13 protein-coding genes and 1 pseudogene (1 of these 14 only partly in view) are annotated in these 18,979 nt (G+C 50.5%); 8 read left to right on the top strand and 6 right to left on the bottom strand.

Going from position 1 to position 18,979, the window contains the following annotated elements; translation table 11 throughout:
* Positions 1-1,017 carry the 3' portion of a hypothetical protein gene (locus Mal48_RS22600; RefSeq protein WP_145205322.1) on the top strand. Its footprint begins 693 nt before the window's first position, so the window shows 1,017 of its 1,710 coding nt (coding positions 694-1,710); the start codon falls outside the window, past its left edge; it ends in the stop codon at positions 1,015-1,017.
* On the top strand, positions 1,014-2,117 hold the full coding sequence (locus Mal48_RS22595; protein ID WP_145205319.1) for a bile acid:sodium symporter family protein: 1,104 nt from the start codon (positions 1,014-1,016) through the stop codon (positions 2,115-2,117). The genes Mal48_RS22600 and Mal48_RS22595 overlap by 4 nt, the downstream gene beginning before the upstream one ends.
* Positions 2,118-2,160: 43 nt before the next feature.
* On the opposite strand, the gene Mal48_RS22590 is transcribed toward Mal48_RS22595, so the two are convergent.
* The 4 genes from Mal48_RS22590 to miaA form a co-directional block, all read right to left on the bottom strand.
* Entirely contained in the window at positions 2,161-3,687 is a 1,527-nt protein-coding gene (locus Mal48_RS22590; protein WP_145205316.1) for a sulfatase family protein, read from the bottom strand.
* 60 nt (positions 3,688-3,747) lie between these two features.
* Entirely contained in the window at positions 3,748-6,849 is a 3,102-nt protein-coding gene (locus Mal48_RS22585) for a PSD1 and planctomycete cytochrome C domain-containing protein (RefSeq protein WP_145205313.1), read from the bottom strand.
* A gap of 53 nt (positions 6,850-6,902) precedes the next feature.
* Entirely contained in the window at positions 6,903-8,345 is a 1,443-nt protein-coding gene (locus tag Mal48_RS22580) for a DUF1501 domain-containing protein (protein WP_145205311.1), read from the bottom strand.
* A 214-nt stretch (positions 8,346-8,559) separates the two neighbouring features.
* Entirely contained in the window at positions 8,560-9,495 is a 936-nt protein-coding gene (gene miaA, locus Mal48_RS22575; protein WP_145205308.1) for a tRNA (adenosine(37)-N6)-dimethylallyltransferase MiaA, read from the bottom strand.
* A gap of 393 nt (positions 9,496-9,888) precedes the next feature.
* On the opposite strand from miaA, the gene Mal48_RS22570 reads away from it, so the two are divergent.
* Positions 9,889-10,614, top strand: coding sequence for a rhamnogalacturonan acetylesterase (locus Mal48_RS22570; RefSeq protein WP_145205305.1), 726 nt, complete (start codon positions 9,889-9,891; stop codon positions 10,612-10,614).
* A gap of 101 nt (positions 10,615-10,715) precedes the next feature.
* Here Mal48_RS22570 and acnA read toward each other — a convergent pair whose 3' ends face one another.
* Both acnA and Mal48_RS23700 read right to left on the bottom strand, forming a co-directional pair.
* Entirely contained in the window at positions 10,716-13,466 is a 2,751-nt protein-coding gene (acnA, locus tag Mal48_RS22565; RefSeq protein WP_145205303.1) for an aconitate hydratase AcnA, read from the bottom strand.
* A 438-nt stretch (positions 13,467-13,904) separates the two neighbouring features.
* Positions 13,905-14,162, bottom strand: coding sequence for a hypothetical protein (locus Mal48_RS23700; protein ID WP_231739798.1), 258 nt, complete (start codon positions 14,160-14,162; stop codon positions 13,905-13,907).
* Between Mal48_RS23700 and Mal48_RS23935 the strand changes: the two are divergent.
* The 5 genes and pseudogenes from Mal48_RS23935 to Mal48_RS22545 all read left to right on the top strand — a co-directional run.
* A pseudogene (locus Mal48_RS23935) lies at positions 14,150-14,455 on the top strand (DUF1573 domain-containing protein); the annotation flags it as partial. The gene Mal48_RS23700 and the pseudogene Mal48_RS23935 sit on opposite strands and share 13 nt — an antisense overlap.
* A 129-nt stretch (positions 14,456-14,584) precedes the next feature.
* Positions 14,585-15,262, top strand: a complete 678-nt coding sequence (locus tag Mal48_RS23695; RefSeq protein ID WP_231739797.1) for a hypothetical protein — start codon at positions 14,585-14,587, stop codon at positions 15,260-15,262.
* Positions 15,259-16,293 carry a hypothetical protein gene (locus Mal48_RS22555; protein ID WP_145205297.1) on the top strand — a complete coding sequence of 345 codons (1,035 nt, stop codon included), beginning with the start codon at positions 15,259-15,261 and terminating at the stop codon, positions 16,291-16,293. Before Mal48_RS23695 ends, Mal48_RS22555 begins: the two co-directional genes overlap by 4 nt.
* A gap of 168 nt (positions 16,294-16,461) precedes the next feature.
* Positions 16,462-17,358: a DUF1559 domain-containing protein gene (locus tag Mal48_RS22550; protein WP_145205294.1), complete on the top strand. Its 897-nt coding sequence runs from the start codon at positions 16,462-16,464 to the stop codon at positions 17,356-17,358.
* Between the two features lie 356 nt (positions 17,359-17,714).
* The gene (locus Mal48_RS22545) at positions 17,715-18,470 is read left to right on the top strand and encodes a PIN domain-containing protein (protein WP_145205291.1); all 756 of its coding nucleotides are present in this window, start codon (positions 17,715-17,717) and stop codon (positions 18,468-18,470) included.
* Positions 18,471-18,979: the final 509 nt, after the last annotated feature.

Raw genomic sequence — 18,979 nt, 5'->3', positions numbered from 1 at the left:
ACGGCGAAGGGTGAGGTGTTACTCTTCGATCCTAAACTCGGTCTGCCAATCCCGAGCTTGAGCGGTGAACAAACAACTCCATTCCCAACTCTCCCAGCAACTCTTGCTGAGATCAAAAAAGAAGGATCTCCGTTACGCGCACTCGATTCTTCCGATTTGAAATACCCACTCACAAAAGAAGACTTTGCCGAATTCAGTGTGAGCATTATCGGCACGCCGAGTTTATGGTCGAGACGGATGGCTGAGTTGCAATACATGCTCGACCCATTATTCCCAATCGCTCTTTACGATGGTTTGGGAGAGAATGCTCTGCGTCCAAATGCTTCCGTTCAGCAACGCGCCATTGCAGCTGGGAAAAAGAATCAGCTTTGGGAGAGTGATCAAATTCAAATCTGGAAATTTCCGCACGAGCAGATTTCGGCACTCGAGCTGGCAAAGCAAGACCCAGACAGTGCGTACGCTTTACAAGTCCAGATTTTTGCGGGGCCGCAGCTCAAGAAAGTAAGCATGATCTATGACGAACAGTCTCAAAAGCTCGTTCGAGATCCACAAGCACAAGCTCCTACCGTTCAGGCTGCCGACACAACTTTGCACGCGGTTCGTATCGAACAACTTCAAGGGAATCACCGATCAGCCTTGAAGCATTTTGGTCCAATTTTGAGTGCCTACCGCACGAACGCAACGATCCTGAACGAAGAGGCTGCCAACTACGCTGCCTTGTGGGCTGGCGAATCTCAGCTTGATCTCCACAAGACCAGTGTCGCAATCGAGACATTAGACCGGTTTGTTGCCACTGCTCGGCAATCACGTACCCAGCTTGTGCCACTGAAAGAGATGCGACACTCAGCGACCGACCTGAAAATGATTGCACAAATTGCCTCTGAGGATTTCGACGATGCGCTTGCGACACTCAAAGCTGCGAATCGAGAGACTCCCTCGCTTCGATACGCCTATTTGATTCAGCGTTGGGAAAAACTCTTTGAATCAGCGGAGAAACCACAACCGCCAAGTGAATGATTCGTTCCCTCAAAACGGAACGAATCGGATTCGATGTTGAGTACCTACCCAGCCGAGACCAACGAAAACGTATGATTGACTTCCTTAGAAAACGCTGGTTTCTCACGAGTTTAATCCTCATCATTCCTCTGGGACTGATTCTGGGCATCACCATCCCGGCGGAACGCATCGAAGCATTCTCCTCGAACTTCATGGGAAAGGCGAATCGGTACACCGTCGCATTTATTCTTTTCCTGATGTCGGTCACGCTGGATATTCAAAAGCTGACGGCTGCCGTTAAAGCTCCTGCACCAGTCACATGGGCCTGCATTGTGAATTTCGTGGCACTCCCATTGCTTGCAATTCCACTATCAAAATTGCAGCTCACGCCGGACTTTGCAGCGGGATTGATCATTACGACCAGTGTCCCGAGTACGATGGCATCGGCTTCGGTTTGGGCAAGAAAAGCACAGGGAAATGACGCAGTCTCTCTGCTGTGTACGATCCTGACCAACGGTTTCTGTTTTTTGATCACACCATTTTGGCTCAGCCAGTCTCTGGGTGACGGGGTCACGCTCGATACCATGAAAATGATTGAGCGTCTTTTCTACACCGCCCTGCTCCCTATTGCGTTGGGGCAAGTCGCTCGAATCTCTCCGTTTTTAAAAGCGGTTGCAGATAATCGAAAAACATTATTCGGGTCGATTTCCCAAATCTGTATTTTGGGGCTGGTTCTCTGGGCCTCAGTCAAAGGAGGCGAGCAACTTCAAGAGTCCGATTCTTCCGGGATGACGATCGGACCGATACTCTTCGTCTGGTTTTCCTGTCTGGCACTGCATGTGGCAGGTCTCATACTGGCGTTCTTTGGTGGGAAGGCATTTAACTTCAAGCGAGGTGATACTGTTGCGACGGTCTTCTCAGGGTCCCAGAAGACCCTCGCTATCGGGATCTATATCGCAACTGATCTTCTCGCAGATCGAAACCTTCCATTCGCTGCGTTTCCGATTCTGATGTTCCATGCAACGCAATTGATCCTGGACACAATGCTGATTGCCCCACTTGGAAAATGGGTTCAGGCAGGACAAGTGAATGCGGACGTCCCATCTGAAGGTTCGCCTTAAACCCGAAGTCCTTAAAATATCGGTCGCTATAGAGCAGTTTGCTCTACTTGCGACTCGTTCCCGATTCTCGAATGCGTTCGCACTCGGCTTCGAGACGTTTGGCGATCTCGGGGTTTTCAGCAATCACATTTGTCGTTTCGCCGATGTCGTTAGCGAGATTGAACAACTGATACGGTTTGTTGAACGGTTTTCCTTTCGGCGCCTGACGGCCTCCGGAACCGTCACCGAGGACGAGTTTCCAATCTCCATCACGGATTGCAAACATCCCTCGGACGGAATGATGAATGACTGGTGGTCGTGGACTCGCCAGGTCTTTTCCACTCAGCAATGGGAGCAGACTGAAGCTGTCAGGAGCGTCGTCGCCTGTCACCTCCGCCCCGGCGATCTCTGTCGCGGTTGTGAAGAAGTCGGTCAGACAAATCGTCTCGTCGCACTTGCTTCCTGCTTCAATCTTCCCTTTCCAGCGAGCGAAGAATGGAACACGATGCCCCGCTTCCCAGATGTCTGCTTTTGTTCCACGAAAAGGACCGTTCGGCTGATGGTTTTCTACCCTGTACCCCTGGACTTTTTCATCCTGAAGGTGATCGGTTTTCGTCCCGTCATATTGATACATGAATGATCCATTGTCACTCGTGTAAATAATGAGCGTGTTTTCAGCGATGCCTGCTCCATCGACAGCTTTCACGACTCCCCCGACGATGTCATCGACTTGATGGACAAAGTCCCCATACGGGCCAAGCTCTGTTTTTCCTCGAAATCGTGGATGGGGTAAAACAGGTTTATGCGGCGCTGTCAGCGGGAAATAAATGAAGAACGGCTTCTCTTCTTTTGCCTGAAGTGAAATGAGCGCCGTCACATGAGAACGCAAGTTGTCGAGGACATCCTCCATTACAAAGTCTGGTGATCGCTCTCCCTGACGAAGGAATGCGGGGAATCGTTGTGCACTCTGGCTGAGCTTCGGAAACTCGGTAATCTTCCCTGCTTCAATGTAAACATATGGGGGAAAGTCGAGTGAGGCTGGAATGATGTACGAATAGTCAAAACCGTGGGTGTGCGGTCCATTCGAAACTGGTTTTGAAAAATCAAATTCATTGCCATCCTTGGCGAAACCTAAACCTAGATGCCACTTCCCAACGATCCCGGTCCAGTACCCGCTCGCACGCAATGCTTCCGCGACAGTCTTCCGATCATCTTCGATAAGGGGCGCCCCGTATCCGTTGAGCACACCACTCTTTAGCCGGGTCCGCCAGCAGTAGCGACCGGTGAGAACTCCGTATCGGGTCGGAGTGCAAACTGACGACGGTGTGTGTGCATCGGTGAATGTCATCCCTTCAGCTGCAAGTCGATTCAGGTTTGGTGTCGGAATTTTCGATTTCTCGTTGAGTGCCTGAACATCACCATAGCCCATATCGTCAGCAAGAATGAAAATGATATTTGGTCGGTCATCGGCATACACAGTGACACAACAGAGCAAGCTCAACAGACCAAGAGAACACTGTGAAATGAGCAGTGAAAGAAGTTGTCGGGCAGCAATCAAGACATTTCTCCTGGCGATTTTTTCTGTTGACATGTGATAGATTTCGAGGGATAGACACAACACCTTGCCCCCCAAACATCTAGTTCCAAGCGTCTAATTCTTAGTGACGACTTCATCGAGATTCAGCAATAAATTCGCGGCCATCGTCCAGGCGGCCACCTTCGAAACCTCTTTTCCTTCAGCGACTTTTGTTGATGAAATCGCGATCAGTTTCTCAGCTTCAGCAGGATTCGAGTCAAAGAGTTTGACATCTTGTTGATATCCTTTGACCAGAGACTCGATTTCCGTCGGTGATGGTTCGCGGCTGAGGGCATGCCAGAGCATCGAGTTGGCGATGGCGACTTCGTCCGCTCCCCCTTCATCCATGGACCGAGCTGCTAAGGCAATCGCAGACTCAACGTATTGAGGATCATTAAAGAGCAGAAGTGCCTGAAGTGGAGTGTTGGTACGCTCACGTCGAACCGTACATGACTCGCGCGACGGACCGTCGAAAACATTCATCTGCGGTGGCGGAGCTGTGCGTTTTATGAACGTGTAGACCGTCCGGCGATGAACTTTTTCTGGACCGGTGTCCGCTTTGAATTTCACAGTGTTTGATCCGGAATACCCAACTGCAAACCATAGGCCATCCGGTTGTGGAGGCTTCACACTCTCACCTCCGAATTTCTGAACCATCAATCCGCTGACAAATAATGCTTGATCACGAAGCATTTCTGCGTCGAGACGGAAGCGGGGACCACGGGCAAGCAATCGATTTTCCGGGTCTTTCTTGACAAGCTCAGGACTGACCTTCGATGACTGCTGATACGTGGCTGACATCACGATCCGCTTCATCGACTTCTTGACATCCCAATTGTCGTTCATAAATTGCACAGCCAACCAGTCGAGCAACTGTGGGTGACTCGGTTGCTCGCCTTGCGATCCGAAATCTTCTGAAGTTTTCACAAGACCGGTTCCGAAGAATTGCTGCCAGAAGCGATTGATTGTGACGCGAGCTGTTAATGGATGCTCTCGACTGATCAGCCATTGAGCCAATCCCATACGGTCATTCGGTAATCCCTCTGCCATCGGCGGCAAGAACTCTGGAGTTCGACGCGACACTTCCTCTCCGGGTTGATCGTACTCTCCACGTGTGAGAATATGAGCCGGTACCGGTTTCGCTTTTTCTTTCCATATCAGAGTTGTCGTAATTGCATTATTGAGGTCCGTCTTCGCCTTATTCTTCGCAGCCAATCCATCACGAACTGCGATGTAACCGGCATCCGTTGTGACGTTGTCCCGGTAATATTTCCGTAAAGCATCCTTCTGTTTTTGGTCTCGCTTTTCCGACTCCACTTTCAGGATCGTCAGGATCTCTGCGGGAACTTCTGAACGGATCGGTTGTTGCTTGGTGAGCGAAAGTCGATACCGTCCAAATTGATGGTTTGCGTAGACCGACTCATACTTCTGGACGATTTTAACGAGGCTTTTCCCTTCTAATCCGAAAGGAGCTTTCGTTTGAAACAATGCGGTACGAGGCTCTTTCTTCGCGTAGCCTTCTGTTGCCCAGCCGGTTTTTGGTTTTCCGTCGATCGCATTTTCAATTTTGAAGTCACCATTCGTTTGAGCGTGATCGGCAGACGCCTTGACGATGTCCACTCGTTTCCATTGCGGCTCCTCACCTTCATCTGGAAGGGAAGCAGCGTAGACTTCGAACTCGGTTAGGACGACGTTGCTGTTCGAGCTTCGACCAGTTCCGCCATTCGTGTTGGCTTTGTCAAGAAGACCTTCCAACCTGATCCCCTGCCAACCGGTCCCTTCGATCTGTTTCACGACCTCGTAGATTTCCTTCGCAGGGTTTGGGCCAGTTGCGAGAATAGAATTGTCTTCGAGAACTTTGAGATCAGCCCCACCACTCGATGTGAATTCATCTGGAACAACAACATCCCAAGTCACGTCGCCGTCCCCTGACTCCTCAAGAACCGTGTTGGCCCATGCGGTTTCAGCTGCGACCAATTCAGGCCATGGTTGATTGAGCTGTTTTTGTAATTCTGCAATCTCCGCGTCAAATTTTGCGAGCCTGGCTTTCTCTTCTTCAGTCGGAACTTTCAGAACAGGTGCCGGGTCTTTCTTATTTCCATCGAGAGGGTTTCCATCGATGCTGTTGAAGTAAGCATACAGCGAGTAGAAATCTGTCATGGTGAGTGGGTCGAATTTATGATCGTGACAGCTCGTGCATTCTAGCGTCGTCCCCATGAAGACGGTTCCGAAAGTAACCACACGGTCAACGACGTTCCGCATGTGAACTTCGGCAGCAATGGAACCTCCTTCGCTGGTCGTCACGTGAGCACGATTAAAACCGGTGGCGATGAGTTGATCGTCTGTTGGATTCGGAATTAAATCACCCGCGACCTGCTCCACGATGAACTGATCAAACGGCATATTCTTGTTGAACGCTTTAAGCACCCAATCTCGATAGGGCCACATTTCACGATAGTTGTCCAGGTGCAGTCCGTGTGTATCGCCGTATCGAGCAGCATCCAGCCAGAAGCGGCCAACATGCTCGCCAAAACGTTCGGATGCAAGAAGTCGGTCGATCACTTTTTCGTATGCATCGGGTGAATCGTCTGCCAGAAACGCTTTGACTTCTTCAGGAGTTGGAGGAAGTCCGATCAGGTCAAACGTTGCTCGGCGAATCAGTGTTGCTTTGTCTGCCTGCTCAGTGGGGACGAGTCCCTCTTTTTTGAGCCTCGCAAGAATAAACCGATCGATTTCATTCTTCACCCATTCTGACTCAGAAACTTCCGGCAGTTCAGGAAGCTCGGGAGGGATGAACGACCAGTGAGCTTCCCATTCCGCACCGCTGGCAATCCACTTCTTCAGCAGTTCTTTTTCAGCCGCGGTCAGCGACTTGTTCGTTTCTGCTGGAGGCATTTGAATCGATTCGTCATCGGATAAAATCCGGGCGATCAATTCACTCTCATTCGGTTTTCCGGGAACGATGGGATGCTCACCCGAGTCCGCTTCTCCGTAAGAGCTCTCTTGGTCATCGAGCCGAAACCCTCCTTCTCGGGACGCTTCTTCAGGCCCATGACAGGCAAAACATTTATCAGAGAGAATCGGACGAATGTCTCGGTTGAAACTGATTTCATCCTCAGCGTGTAAGACGCTGGTCAACAAAATCGCAGCTACCGCAATGGAGAATAATTGATTCATGAGTCAAACTCGTAGAGTGATCGATGAGGTTTTCGGGAAAGTGTGGTGCACTCTCACGCGAGGATTTCGTTGACAACGTGTCCGTGAACGTCGGTCAGGCGGAAACGTCGCCCCTGGTATTTGTAGGTCAGCCGTTCATGATCAATTCCCAGAAGGTGCAAAATCGTCGCTTGAAAATCGTGAACATGAACCGGGTTCTCAACAATATTATAGCAGAAAGGATCTGTCTCACCGAAGCTCATCCCTCCTTTGATCCCTCCACCAGCCAGCCAACCAGAAAAACAACGTGGGTGATGATCTCGACCAAAGTTGGCACTCAGCTTCCCCTGACAGTAATTCGTGCGACCGAATTCTCCGCTCCAAATCACGAGGGTCTCATCGAGTAGACCACGCTGTTTGAGATCTTGAATCAGTGCTGATGCCGGTTGATCGGTTTGCTTAGCCTGTCCTTTAATGCCACCGGGGATGCCGCCGTGGTGATCCCATCCTTGATGGTACAGCTGCACAAATCGAACTCCCCGCTCAGTCAAACGACGAGCCAGAAGACAGTTGGCTGCGAACGTTCCAGGGTTTTTGGAATCCTCTCCGTACATCTCAAACGTCTTCGCGGTCTCTCCTGAAAAGTCAGTCGCTTCGGGAATGGCTGTCTGCATTCGGAACGCTAACTCATATTGTGAGATGCGAGTTTCAATCAGCGGGTCGGGTGATTTTTTGAGCTCCAACTGGTGTAGCTGACTCAACGCATCGAGCATGCTCCGCTTGTTCTCGCTGCCGAGCCCTTTGGGATTGTTGATATACAATACCGGTTCGTCACCTGCCCGGAAGCGAACTCCCTGATGCCGCGACGGAAGGAATCCACTACCCCATAATCGCGAGACCAGCGGCTGACCACCTTTGTCTTTGGTGACCATCACGACAAACGCGGGCAGGTTTTCGTTCTCTGCACCCAGACCATAACTCAGCCAAGATCCCATGCTTGGACGACCGGGGAATTGAGACCCGGTCTGCACATGGGTGACTGCGGGGCCATGGTTAATCGCCTCAGTGTGGAGACTTTTCACGAAGCACAATTCATCCACAACCTTCGCAGTCTCCGGAAATGCTTCGCTGAGCCAGGCTCCACTCTCTCCATGTTGTGCAAATTTGAAAGGTGATCCGACCAGCGGCAAGCTTGATTGATTCCCACTCATCCCGGTCAGCCGTTGCCCTTTACGAACTTCATCCGGGAGTTCCTGTCCCTGACGTTCGTTGAGAACAGGCTTGTAATCGAACGTCTCCATTTGAGACGGTCCCCCCGCCTGAAACAGAAAGATGACCCGTTTCGCCTTCGCTGGATGATGCAACGACTGCATCGCCCCTGCATCCGCAAGAACCTTCTCAGGCTCTCCCAGTTGAGAAAGCGCGACCGCACCCAGCCCCATTCCGAACTGCGAAAGAAAATCTCTTCGAGACGTGGCAGGGAAAAATCCGCTGCACGCTTGTGCGTTGTTGTTCATAGTTTGATTCTATTTTGATGCCACCCAACAGTCCCCGCCTCCATTTTCTCTCAGGATCTCAATCCCTGACCCGCTGACGGCATGATGGGGACTCCCTATATCCTAGGCTTGGCATCAAAGAATCTCAATTTGAAAACGGTTCTGGGCAGATTCCCCCAGCCATTCTGAACGCTGAGCGACCTTCAACAAGCGATTCATTTGGACGTAAACCAAATCAATCTACGAATCTTTCCAGAAGCGAGGCTGTCGTCGCTTCTCGGGGAAATTCAATCGCTCTGCACTCTTCCAGATTTCGAAACCAGGTGTGCTGCCGTTTTGCGAATTGCCGTGTCCGAGTCTGAATCAATTCGATCGCCTCCTCGATGGTTGCAATCCGACCTTCGACGAAATCGATCATCTCCCGATACCCCAAACCTTGCCGGGCAGTCCGTCCGATCGGTGGATCAAGAGCAAGTAGAGAGCGGACCTCTTCTTCCAGCCCCTGCTCTATCATCAGTTCCACACGCCGATTGATTCTCTCGTAAAGCCAATCACGATCTGGATGAAGCCAATAAACATGCTTCGGTTGTTCTTCCTTCGGAAGTGGCCCCTCATCTTGAAGCTCCGAGGCGGGTGACCCGGTGACGTGATGAATTTCCAGAGCCCGGATCAGTCGCCTGGCGTCATTCGGATGAAGTCGCTCCGCCGTGGCCGAGTCCACAGATTGGAGTTGGCTGTACAGCCAGTTGGCCTCTTCGTGCTGAGCTCGTTCTTCAAGCTGCCGACGATAGTCCCAGTCTGCTTCTGGTCCTTCAAAAACACCTCGGAGGACCGCCCGCAAATAGAGTCCGGTTCCGCCGACGAAGATCGGTATTTTCTTTCGAGAGAGTACCTCCTCGCACGCAGCGCGGGACTGCTCCATATAGTCAGCCGTTGAGAAATCCTCATGAGCTGCGATGACATCAATCAGATGATGTGGGATTTGCGATTGCTCTGCGGGCGTCGGCTTGGCTGTCCCGATATCCATCTGCTGATAAATCGCCATCGAGTCCAGCGAAATAATTTCTCCGCCGATCCGCTTCGCCAGTTCGATGCCCAGAGCCGTCTTACCCGATGCCGTCGGACCAGCCAGAAACCAACACTGCTGCAAAATTTCGAGTGGGAATTTCATAAGCTCGAGCGGTCAATCTTCGGCATGTTTACAAAATTTAGAGGCGATGGAATCTCTGCCGACATCTTAGAGCATCTTTCGAATTGGTGTACAGGTTCTGCCTCGTGGCGAACAGCAATTTTATTAATCAAACGAGTTCTTCACGGGCACACGGTAGAGCAAACTGTTCTAGCAGAAAAGAAAACGTGAAGGGACAGTTGTCACAGAGAAAGAACGCTTGGTTGCATCGCCATCTGCACAGCATCGAACCGTTGGCCATTCACATGATAAACAGAGTCTGCTCCGCAATTTCTAAAGTCGCTTCTCGAATGAAAAGGGAGCAAGTACGCTAACAATAAAGAATCATAATCACTTTCTTTCGACTCGTTCATTTAAACAACAAGGCTTTCAAAGATGACGCTTCGGCAGTTCAACAACCTCGCACGACGACAAATTTACTTCTGTGTGGCAGCGGCTTTGATGTGTCGCTATGGAATGGCGGATGAGAAACCGGTGACGATTGTGCTGGCGGGAGATTCGACCGTCACCGATACAGCAGGCTGGGGAAAAGGATTCAGCGATCTTTTGAACGAAAAAGCAAAGTGCGTCAACTTGTCTGCTGGCGGGAGAAGTTCAAAGAGTTTTCGGGCAGAGGGACGCTGGCAGAAGTGCCTGGACTTAAAGCCCGATTACATTTTGATTCAATTTGGCCACAACGACCAACCCGGAAAAGGAGAAGCCCGTGAGACAGATCCCTCGACGACCTATACAGAATTCCTGAAACAATACGTCAATGAGTCACGGGAGATCGGAGCGACACCAATTCTGGTCACATCACTCACACGCAGAAGATTTAACGAACAGGGCAAGATCACATCGTCACTGGTTCCTTACGTTACTGCCGTCAAAAAAGTTGGCAAAGAACTCAATGTTCCGGTTGTCGATCTCCATACTCGAAGCATTGAACTTTGCGAGAAACTCGGCCCCGAAAAGTGCATTGAGATTTCCTACGAACAACCCAAGGGCGGCCTTGATCGCACCCACCTGAACACCAAAGGAGCGAAACTCACTGCACCACTCATCGTCAATGAACTCAACAAGGTTGCGCCGGAAATGTCAAAGTACTTCGAATCGAAGTAGTCGTACCGGACATGGACAAGCGTGAAAATGCCCTACATACGACAACAGCCCGGAACGATAGTCTGTTCCGGGCTGTTTCAACTTCCATGCTCCAAAGAGTCCTAACTCTTGGCCAAGTCTCTCAGCACTTTGTGAAGGATCCCGCCGTTGCGGTAGTACTCAACTTCAACGGGGGTGTCGATGCGGCAGGTGGTGATGAAGTGAACTTCGTCGCCATTGGCCTTGCGAGCGGTCACTTCAACCGCCTGAAGCGGTTTGAGGTTATCGTCGAGGACAACATCGAAGATTTCGCTTCCGTCGAGGTCGAAAGCTTCGCGGCTTTCCCCTTCGCGGAACTGCAGAGGAAGCACTCCCATTCCGATCAAGTTGGAACGGTGGATTCGTTCGAAACTCTCTGCGATGACAACTCGAATTCCGAGTTGCTGTGTCCCCTTGGCTGCCCAGTCTCGTGAGGAACCGGTGCCGTATTCTTTGCCAGCCAGTGCAACAAGCGGAGTTCCCTCTTCCTGGTACTTCAACGACGCATCGAAGATCGACATTTGCTCACCGGATGGAATGTGAGTTGTCATTCCACCTTCAGTTCCGGGAGCGAGAAGATTTCGCAACCGGATATTTGCGAAGGTTCCGCGAGTCATCACGCGATCGTTTCCACGGCGGCTTCCATAGCTGTTGAAGTCGGCAGCGGCGATCCCGTTGTCTTGCAGGTACTTCCCAGCTGGAGAATCGGCTTTGATGTTCCCGGCAGGACTGATGTGGTCGGTGGTTGTTGAATCTCCAACACTGACAAGACAGCGAGCGCCGCTGATGCTTTTGATTGGTGCTGGCTCGGTGTCCATGTCCTGGAAGAACGGAGGCTCTTGCACGTATGTGCTCTGCTGATCCCAAGCGTAAAGGTCTCCTTCTGCACCAGAGATTGCCTGCCATTCTGGTGGGCCAGCTGCCGACTCAGAGTATTGTTTGACGAACATCTCCGGAGACATCGCAGAGGCGATCGTATCGGCGATCTCTTTTTGAGTCGGCCAGATATCTTTGAGGAACACATCATTTCCATCACTGTCCTGACCGATCGGCTCAGTGGTCAAATCAATATCGGTTGTGCCTGCAAGTGCGTAAGCGACAACCAAAGGAGGAGATGCAAGATAGTTGGCTTTCACGTCTGGATTGACGCGGCCTTCAAAGTTTCGGTTCCCCGACAAGACGGAACAGGCAACAAGATCGTTCTCCTGAATCGCATTGGAGATCGGCTCTGGCAACGGACCAGAGTTCCCAATACAGGTCGTACAGCCATAACCGACGAGGTTGAAACCAAGAGCGTCGAGGGGAACATTCAGTCCCGAGTTGGCGAGGTAGTCCGTCACCACACGTGATCCAGGAGCGAGACTTGTCTTGACCCACGGTTGGCTGCTGAGCCCCTTGGCAATTGCATTACGTGCCAAAAGTCCCGCCCCGATCATTACGGACGGATTGCTCGTGTTCGTACAACTGGTAATTGCCGCGATGACAACAGAACCATGCTTCAACTCAAAGCTTTTGCCATCGAACTCCACGGGAACCCCTGCGAGTCCGGGGTCTTCAGCAACCGCAGTTGCAACCGCAGCTCCCCCTTCGGAAGTCATGGACTCTGGGGTCGATTCACCACCTTTGGTTGATTTCCCGAATGTCGCACTCAGATCCTGTTCCCACTGACTCTTCATACCCGTCAGAACAATTCGGTCTTGCGGGCGTTTGGGGCCAGCGAGTGATGGCTCGACTGTTCCCATGTCGAGTTCGAGCGTGGCAGTAAACTCTGGATCTGGAGATTCAGGTGTCAGGAACATTCCCTGAGCCTTGAAGTATTTTTCAACAAGATCAATTTGTTCGGCGGAACGACCTGTTCGTTCGAGATAGCGGAGCGTTTCATCGTCGACAGGGAAGAAGCCCATCGTCGCCCCATATTCAGGTGCCATGTTGGCGAGAGTCGCCCGGTCCGGCAGCGACATTCCAGCCAGTCCCGGTCCGTAGAATTCGACGAACTTCCCAACCACACCGTGAGACCGCAGCATCTGAGTGACAGTGAGCACAAGGTCGGTCGCGGTTGCTCCCTCGGGGAGTTTGCCGACGAGTTTAAAGCCGACAACTTCTGGCAAGAGCATGTAAATTGGCTGACCAAGCATGACAGCTTCAGCTTCGATACCCCCGACACCCCAACCAACAACGCCCAGCCCGTTGATCATGGTCGTGTGCGAATCTGTCCCGACGAGCGAATCGGGATAAGCTTTTCCATCGGAGGTCAAAACCACGCCGGCGAGGTACTCTAAGTTCACCTGGTGAACAATCCCCGTCGCTGGTGGAACAACTCGGAAGTTTTGAAACGCCTGCTGTCCCCATTTCAGGAATTGATACCGCTCGTTGTTTCGTTCAAATTCTTTATCGACATTAAATTGCAACGCCAGTTTGGTCGCAAACTGGTCCACCTGGACACTGTGGTCGATCACCAGATCGCACTGCACAAGCGGGTTGATTTTCTTGGGATCGCCACCCATCTTCACCATCGCTTCACGCAAAGCTGCCAGATCGACAACTGCGGGAACACCAGTAAAATCCTGCAGGACAACGCGCCCCGGCTTGAAAGGAATTTCGGTCGCTGTGGTGTTTTTCGGGCTCCAGGAAGCGATATTCTTGATGTCATCCTCGGAAATCGCGAAGCCATCGCAGTTCCGAAGAGCAGATTCCAGGAGAACTCGAATCGAGTAGGGAAGCCTTGAGATGTCGCCCAAACCGGCATCAACAAGTTTTTGCAGCTGATAGATTTTGAAATCGCCCGCTTTTGTCGAGAGGGTGGTTTCCGCATCAAATGGATTCGCATTACTCATCTAGAAGTCACTCCTGCTGCAGCATTCAAGCTGCGACCAATATGTAAGCTGGGACTCGCCCAACGTGTTCAACTGCTGGGTGGGGGACCAAATCGACCCGACAGCCTCGAAAAACTGTCGCCCGGGCACTCCATCATGAACTCTCTGCTTTCACAGAAGATGTCCACAAGCACTAGTTTATCAAAGCTGAGAGCACTCATAAAGCGTGTGAGTTTCGCGAGTTGAGAGTGAGAAAACAGCCCCAGCTTCCCCCCTCACTACCGACAAGCCGGGATAAAAAAACGATCTGGAGCCTCAGCGTGAACCTTGACCTTCTTTTGAGGCGATGGCCCGGTCGATCTAAGAACCAGTGAAGGACACACCAGTACCTGTAGACAAAATGGACGGACCACCGCGATCGCTGGTCCGTCCATTTTGGATACGTCACTTGTCGTTATTTCAGTCGTGAACTCTCATTTTATTCGAGAGCTTGTCGATGATTGAGTCTCTACCTCGTGCTCGCCACGCCCATTCTTTCGCTCCGCTACAGCCTGGGCGTGCCACACAATCCAACCGAACAACTCGGTCGGAGTGGCTCACCGTCTGCCAAAACTTATATCGAAGTTTACCATTGCGTCCTTTGGCGTAAGTGTTAAGCTCGATGTAACGGTGGGGAGCCATCAACAACATTCTGGAGGCCAAGAATGTCCATTTCACGTTCTCTTCTCTTCTCTTGTGCTAGTTGTAGTGAAGTTCACAAACCGATTGTTTCCAGCAACGGTGACCAGGTACAAATTCTTTCTTCGCTGGACGGGCCTCTTCGGATTAAAACCGATCAATTGGACATGGGAATTGTCAGCTCACTTGGCAAACGCCCTTTTTCCTTTCGTGTTCAAAATTCATCATCAGAAACTGTTCACGTTGAGAAAGTGGTAACATCCTGCTCTTGTACCTCGATTCATCCTGCTGAATTTGAATTAAGACAGAATGAATCGATTTTAGTAAACGCAAATATTGATTATAGCCGAGTCTCAAAATCAAAGGATCTTATCTCTCCGTTTGGAGTCGAAGTCCGTTTTAATCTTGGAGAAAACAGGATCCAGGAATTTTATTTTTCTGGTCGCGTCAAGAAACCATTTGTGTCCCCTGCAACCGTGAACAGATTCGCCAAGAATGTTCAAGTTGGCGAAAGGTCCAAGACATTACAGCTGAAGTTTATTGTTGACCCAGATGCTGAAAAATTTTTGTTGGTTTCTAAAGATCAAAACCTGACTGTTAAGAATATTCGTTCTGAGACAAATCCATTAGAACGAATAGAAGTCTGGGATTGTGAGTTGTCACCTCAATTTCATATCGGGGAGTTTTCCTACCCGCTAGAAGTTCGAGCGGAATATCCTTCCAAGGACAAAAACGAGGTCGCTCAAATTTGGGTCAACGGAAGAGTTGAGTCTGATCTTGATTACAGCCCACGGCAATTGCTTTTCTATCTGGAAGCTGACAAACAGAAAACACAGAGTGAGACCGTTCGCGTATTCTCTGACCGGCAGCGCAAATTTCGGGTTGTAAAGGTTCTACCTTCTCATCCCTCCATTGTCGTGAATACGCCGACAGCACAGCAGGCACGGAGTGAACATGAATTGAATGTCTCTGTTGACACTCATGCCGAAGCAGGTGAAACAGTTCAAGGAGAAATTCAGTTGATGCTGCTTGCCCAGGATTCCTCGCAAACTGTGTCAGCAACGCTTCCAGTCTCGGTTGTCAGTCTCGACCAGGAAGAAGTTTTTCTCGGTTCCGGACAGATGAGGAGAGTTCGATGAAATTGAAGATTTCTGCGCTGATAGTATTTGGCATTTTTGTCGCTCAAGTACAGCCTCTCTACGGAGACGTTCGAGAAGAAATCCGTAAATCCTGGAGTGAGCGTGAAGAACGGTTCAGAACTGGGAAGATAGAGTTTGAAGTCGAAGCGACGCAGGCACCGGCTGACACGAGGTCGAAACGTAAGACTCTACAGAAATCATTATTTCTATTTGACAAAGAGCGAGCCAGATATGTGAAATCTGGAGCTCAATATAATTTTGAAGCGGATACGTGGCAGAACGAAACACTGACAGTCGCATTTGATGGAGAGCGTTGCTATCAGTTCATGGAAAGCGACCGGCACAAAGGTCATCCTCCTGGTTATATCGAACAGGCTACGCTCTTCGGAGAAAGCTGGAACTATCAGTGCCTTCCGATCATTATGGGGTTCCGTCCGTTGACGAAAGAGCTGCAAGGGGTCAATCCACTTGAGTGGAGTGCCGAATATACTCAAGCAGAGATCAATGGTTTCAAAGCTCTCGTCTTTGATGAAGGGCGATTCAAATTCACAGTTGCTCCACAACTGGGCTACGCGCTGGTTCGACAGGAACTCTTCTCAATGCGTAAAAAGCAATTGATGTGTCGTGTTGATATCAACTATCAAATTAATGATGAATGGGGGGTTCTCCCCGAGGATTGGAAGATCACTGTTTTTTCCCATAACCCTCCGACGATTGGCGAGGTCCTCCAAGGTCGCATCACCAACATGAATCTGAACACACGAGTGCAAGATAGCGATTTTGTGATCGAATTTCCTCCCGGAAGTGTTGTGATGGATGGTCCTAAGCAGGCGAAGTTTGTTGTTCGGGAAGATGGATCGTTTCGGAAAGTTGACTTGCAGGAGACGCGCACAGGCAAGACTTACGCAGAAATGATGGTGACTGAAGCACCTTCGGTAGTGAAGTCACGAAAAAATATATTGTTCTGGGTTTTCGTGGTCGCGTTGATTGGAATCGGGAGCGCGGTTTTCATTTTTCAAAGAAGTCGTTAATCCAGAGGAGTTGGACTAGGCGTAAGCTTGGGCGACCCTATGAACTTTACCTGCTACGAAGATTGCAAGGAGAACGTGGAATAACTCCTAATGAACTTGTTTATTGTTGTTTCAAGATACGGCTGACGCTTTTGGACTAAACGTCAGCCGTATCCAGGGGATAGTGCCATGTCGCTTATCAGGCTAAGAACGGGATTCACTCTCGTTGAGTTGATTGTTGTACTGACGGTTGTCGGAATCCTTTTGGGCTTACTGGTCCCTGCCGTGCAACAGGCGAGGGAGTCTGCCAGACGAACGCAATGTCGCAGCCATCTCAAGCAATTCGGAATTGCAATTCATGGGTATCATGATGTCCATCGATGCGTCGTTCCTGCAATTGTTGATAATTCTGAGACATCGAATATTGACTGCTGGGGATGGGGGACGTTTCTGCTTCCTCATCTTGATCAAGGGGCATTGTACCAGAAGTTAAATCCTCAAGGTGGGCGTTCTGTCTTTGAAGATTATTTCTCTGAGCATGGAGAAATTCATCCTCAAGGAGGGAAAAAATTACAGATCTTCCAATGTCCGTCTTCAACTCTCGAAGACACTACTCAATTTGTTGGCCCGAGAGCAATGGAGGCATGGAGGATCGGGTACGGAACAACGGACTATCGTGGATGCATGGTTGGTAGAAGCGGTACGTTTGTTTATGTCGGGCCTAGAGACCATGTCGTGCGGTTCAGCAGTTTCCATGATGGCCTCAGCCAGACTTTGGCAATGGGGGAAGGGGCGCATCCAGGTAAGGATGGAGTGGGATGGCCAACATGGATCGGGAGGGTCGGATCTGTTAACGGGTTAGTGATTCGACCTTCCACCTATCATCCGATTAATGGAAAGTCAAAGTCGAAATCTGGACAGTATTGGACGGAGCTAGGTTACTCAACGACATTCAGCTTTCACTCAGGGGGGTGCAATTTTCTGATGGCTGATGGGAGCGTGAAGTTCATCAACGAAAATATCGAATATTTGGTTTACTATTCACTAATGGCTCGAAGCGATGAGGGTCGGCTTGCGAATTTTTGATCCACCTGTCATGAAAGTTTCAACAGCCTGTAATCAGCGACGAAGACAGTAAAAGTAAAAGTAGGGTGGGTGAAGTTCGGCGGTCCTCGTGAACGGTGGGTTGCGCAATGAATCGTGAATCAATATTAACTGTTCTTCATCGGGGAAATCGAGAACGTAACCCACCTTTTCATCAACGGATTGCTTCACCCACCCTACGGTACTCAATCGGTGGCACGCTCAGACTGGAGTGCAGCGTAAGGATGGGCGTGGCGGATTCAGCGTTGACTTCCATTCTTTTATCACAGGCAGTGACCTGTCCATTGAAGAGGGGGCGGGGTGGCCCTGCCCACGGCACCTGCCCAAAGGAATTATCCATGAAAGTTTTTATTGATACATCTGCAATACTGCCTGAGTTTGCGAGATGGCGCCGAGGTCAGAAAGAGTCACAAACTTCTCTTTTCACCAATCAAACGATCGAACGAGTCACGTTTGAGAAGTGCATTTTCGAGTGCTACATGGCATTTCGAGGCGTTGGAGGAAAGAAGCCGGATGAGGGGCGTGGGGATTGGGCGAGTAGGCACTTGAAGGGAGATTCGGATCCTAGGACACTCGACACAATGACCAACAAGTATCACGAACAGAGCTATGAAACGGCGCACTTCTGGATCAACAACATTGATGGCATTGACGTCAGCCCCGAGCAAGAAGCGAAAATGTTTCAATATGTAGTCGACCCTGATCGTGAGGGATTGCATGAAGATTTTGAAACACTCCGAAGCTTAGATCGCAACCGTCGGGCATTTGACAGCCTCTGCCACGAATTGAGGAGGTTTCTCGAAGTACAGGCTGTTGTGACCGTACCGTACATCAGTGTATTTGACGCCCAGTGGAACAAAAGAGATGTAGTTTCGCATCCATGCATACTTGACAGTTTGGTACGTGCCACAGCAATCCCTTCCGAAGACTTCGAGATTGTATTCGCAGCAATGCGCAGCAAATGTGATCTATTTGTGACGGAAGATCGTCGGCTAATCCGTGCAGCGCACAGCCTGGGACTTAACCTACCTCTCTGCGCTGGGCAGTTCTGCTTGGTGTCCGATTTCGAGCATACATTGACTCTTCACCAGTGAGTAATCGTAGGTTGGTGATGCGAATGATAGAACGTGATCCCATGCAACATTGTAGGGGAACCGGGATGTTGCGTTGATCGCAGCAGGAATTCGCGGAACCCATCATTTAGAGGCGGGGTGGCCTGGTTTAGAGTGATTGAGTGCCACGGTCTCTGCGAGCCGTGCGAGTGCAGATGCAACATTCTACGATATGAAAACGTCCAGCAAGAGCGATCACTCTGCACCGCTGGGTGGACCGACCGGGTCGGTTGGACCACCCAGCGGTCGAGAATCGCGATGATACGGAGACGAATTCAAACATTTCGAGTAAGCCACGATCGTGCTCAACAGTGTTGGGTTACGCGAACCTCCATTTGGAACAGAGTCACCAGAAACAATTCAAACCGTTTCTGGCAATCACAGCAAACTCTCATTCGCCCCCCCAACCTGACATGGGCGGACTGCCCAAACTGCACGCCCACCCGGTACTGCCCCCTGTCGGTGGGCTAACTTGCGGTGCTCAGCTATTT

It is taken from the genome of Thalassoglobus polymorphus (assembly GCF_007744255.1).
Lineage (GTDB): Bacteria > Planctomycetota > Planctomycetia > Planctomycetales > Planctomycetaceae > Thalassoglobus > Thalassoglobus polymorphus.
Note: the sequence above shows the minus strand (reverse complement) of the source record. Positions and strands in the feature narration are given on the sequence as shown.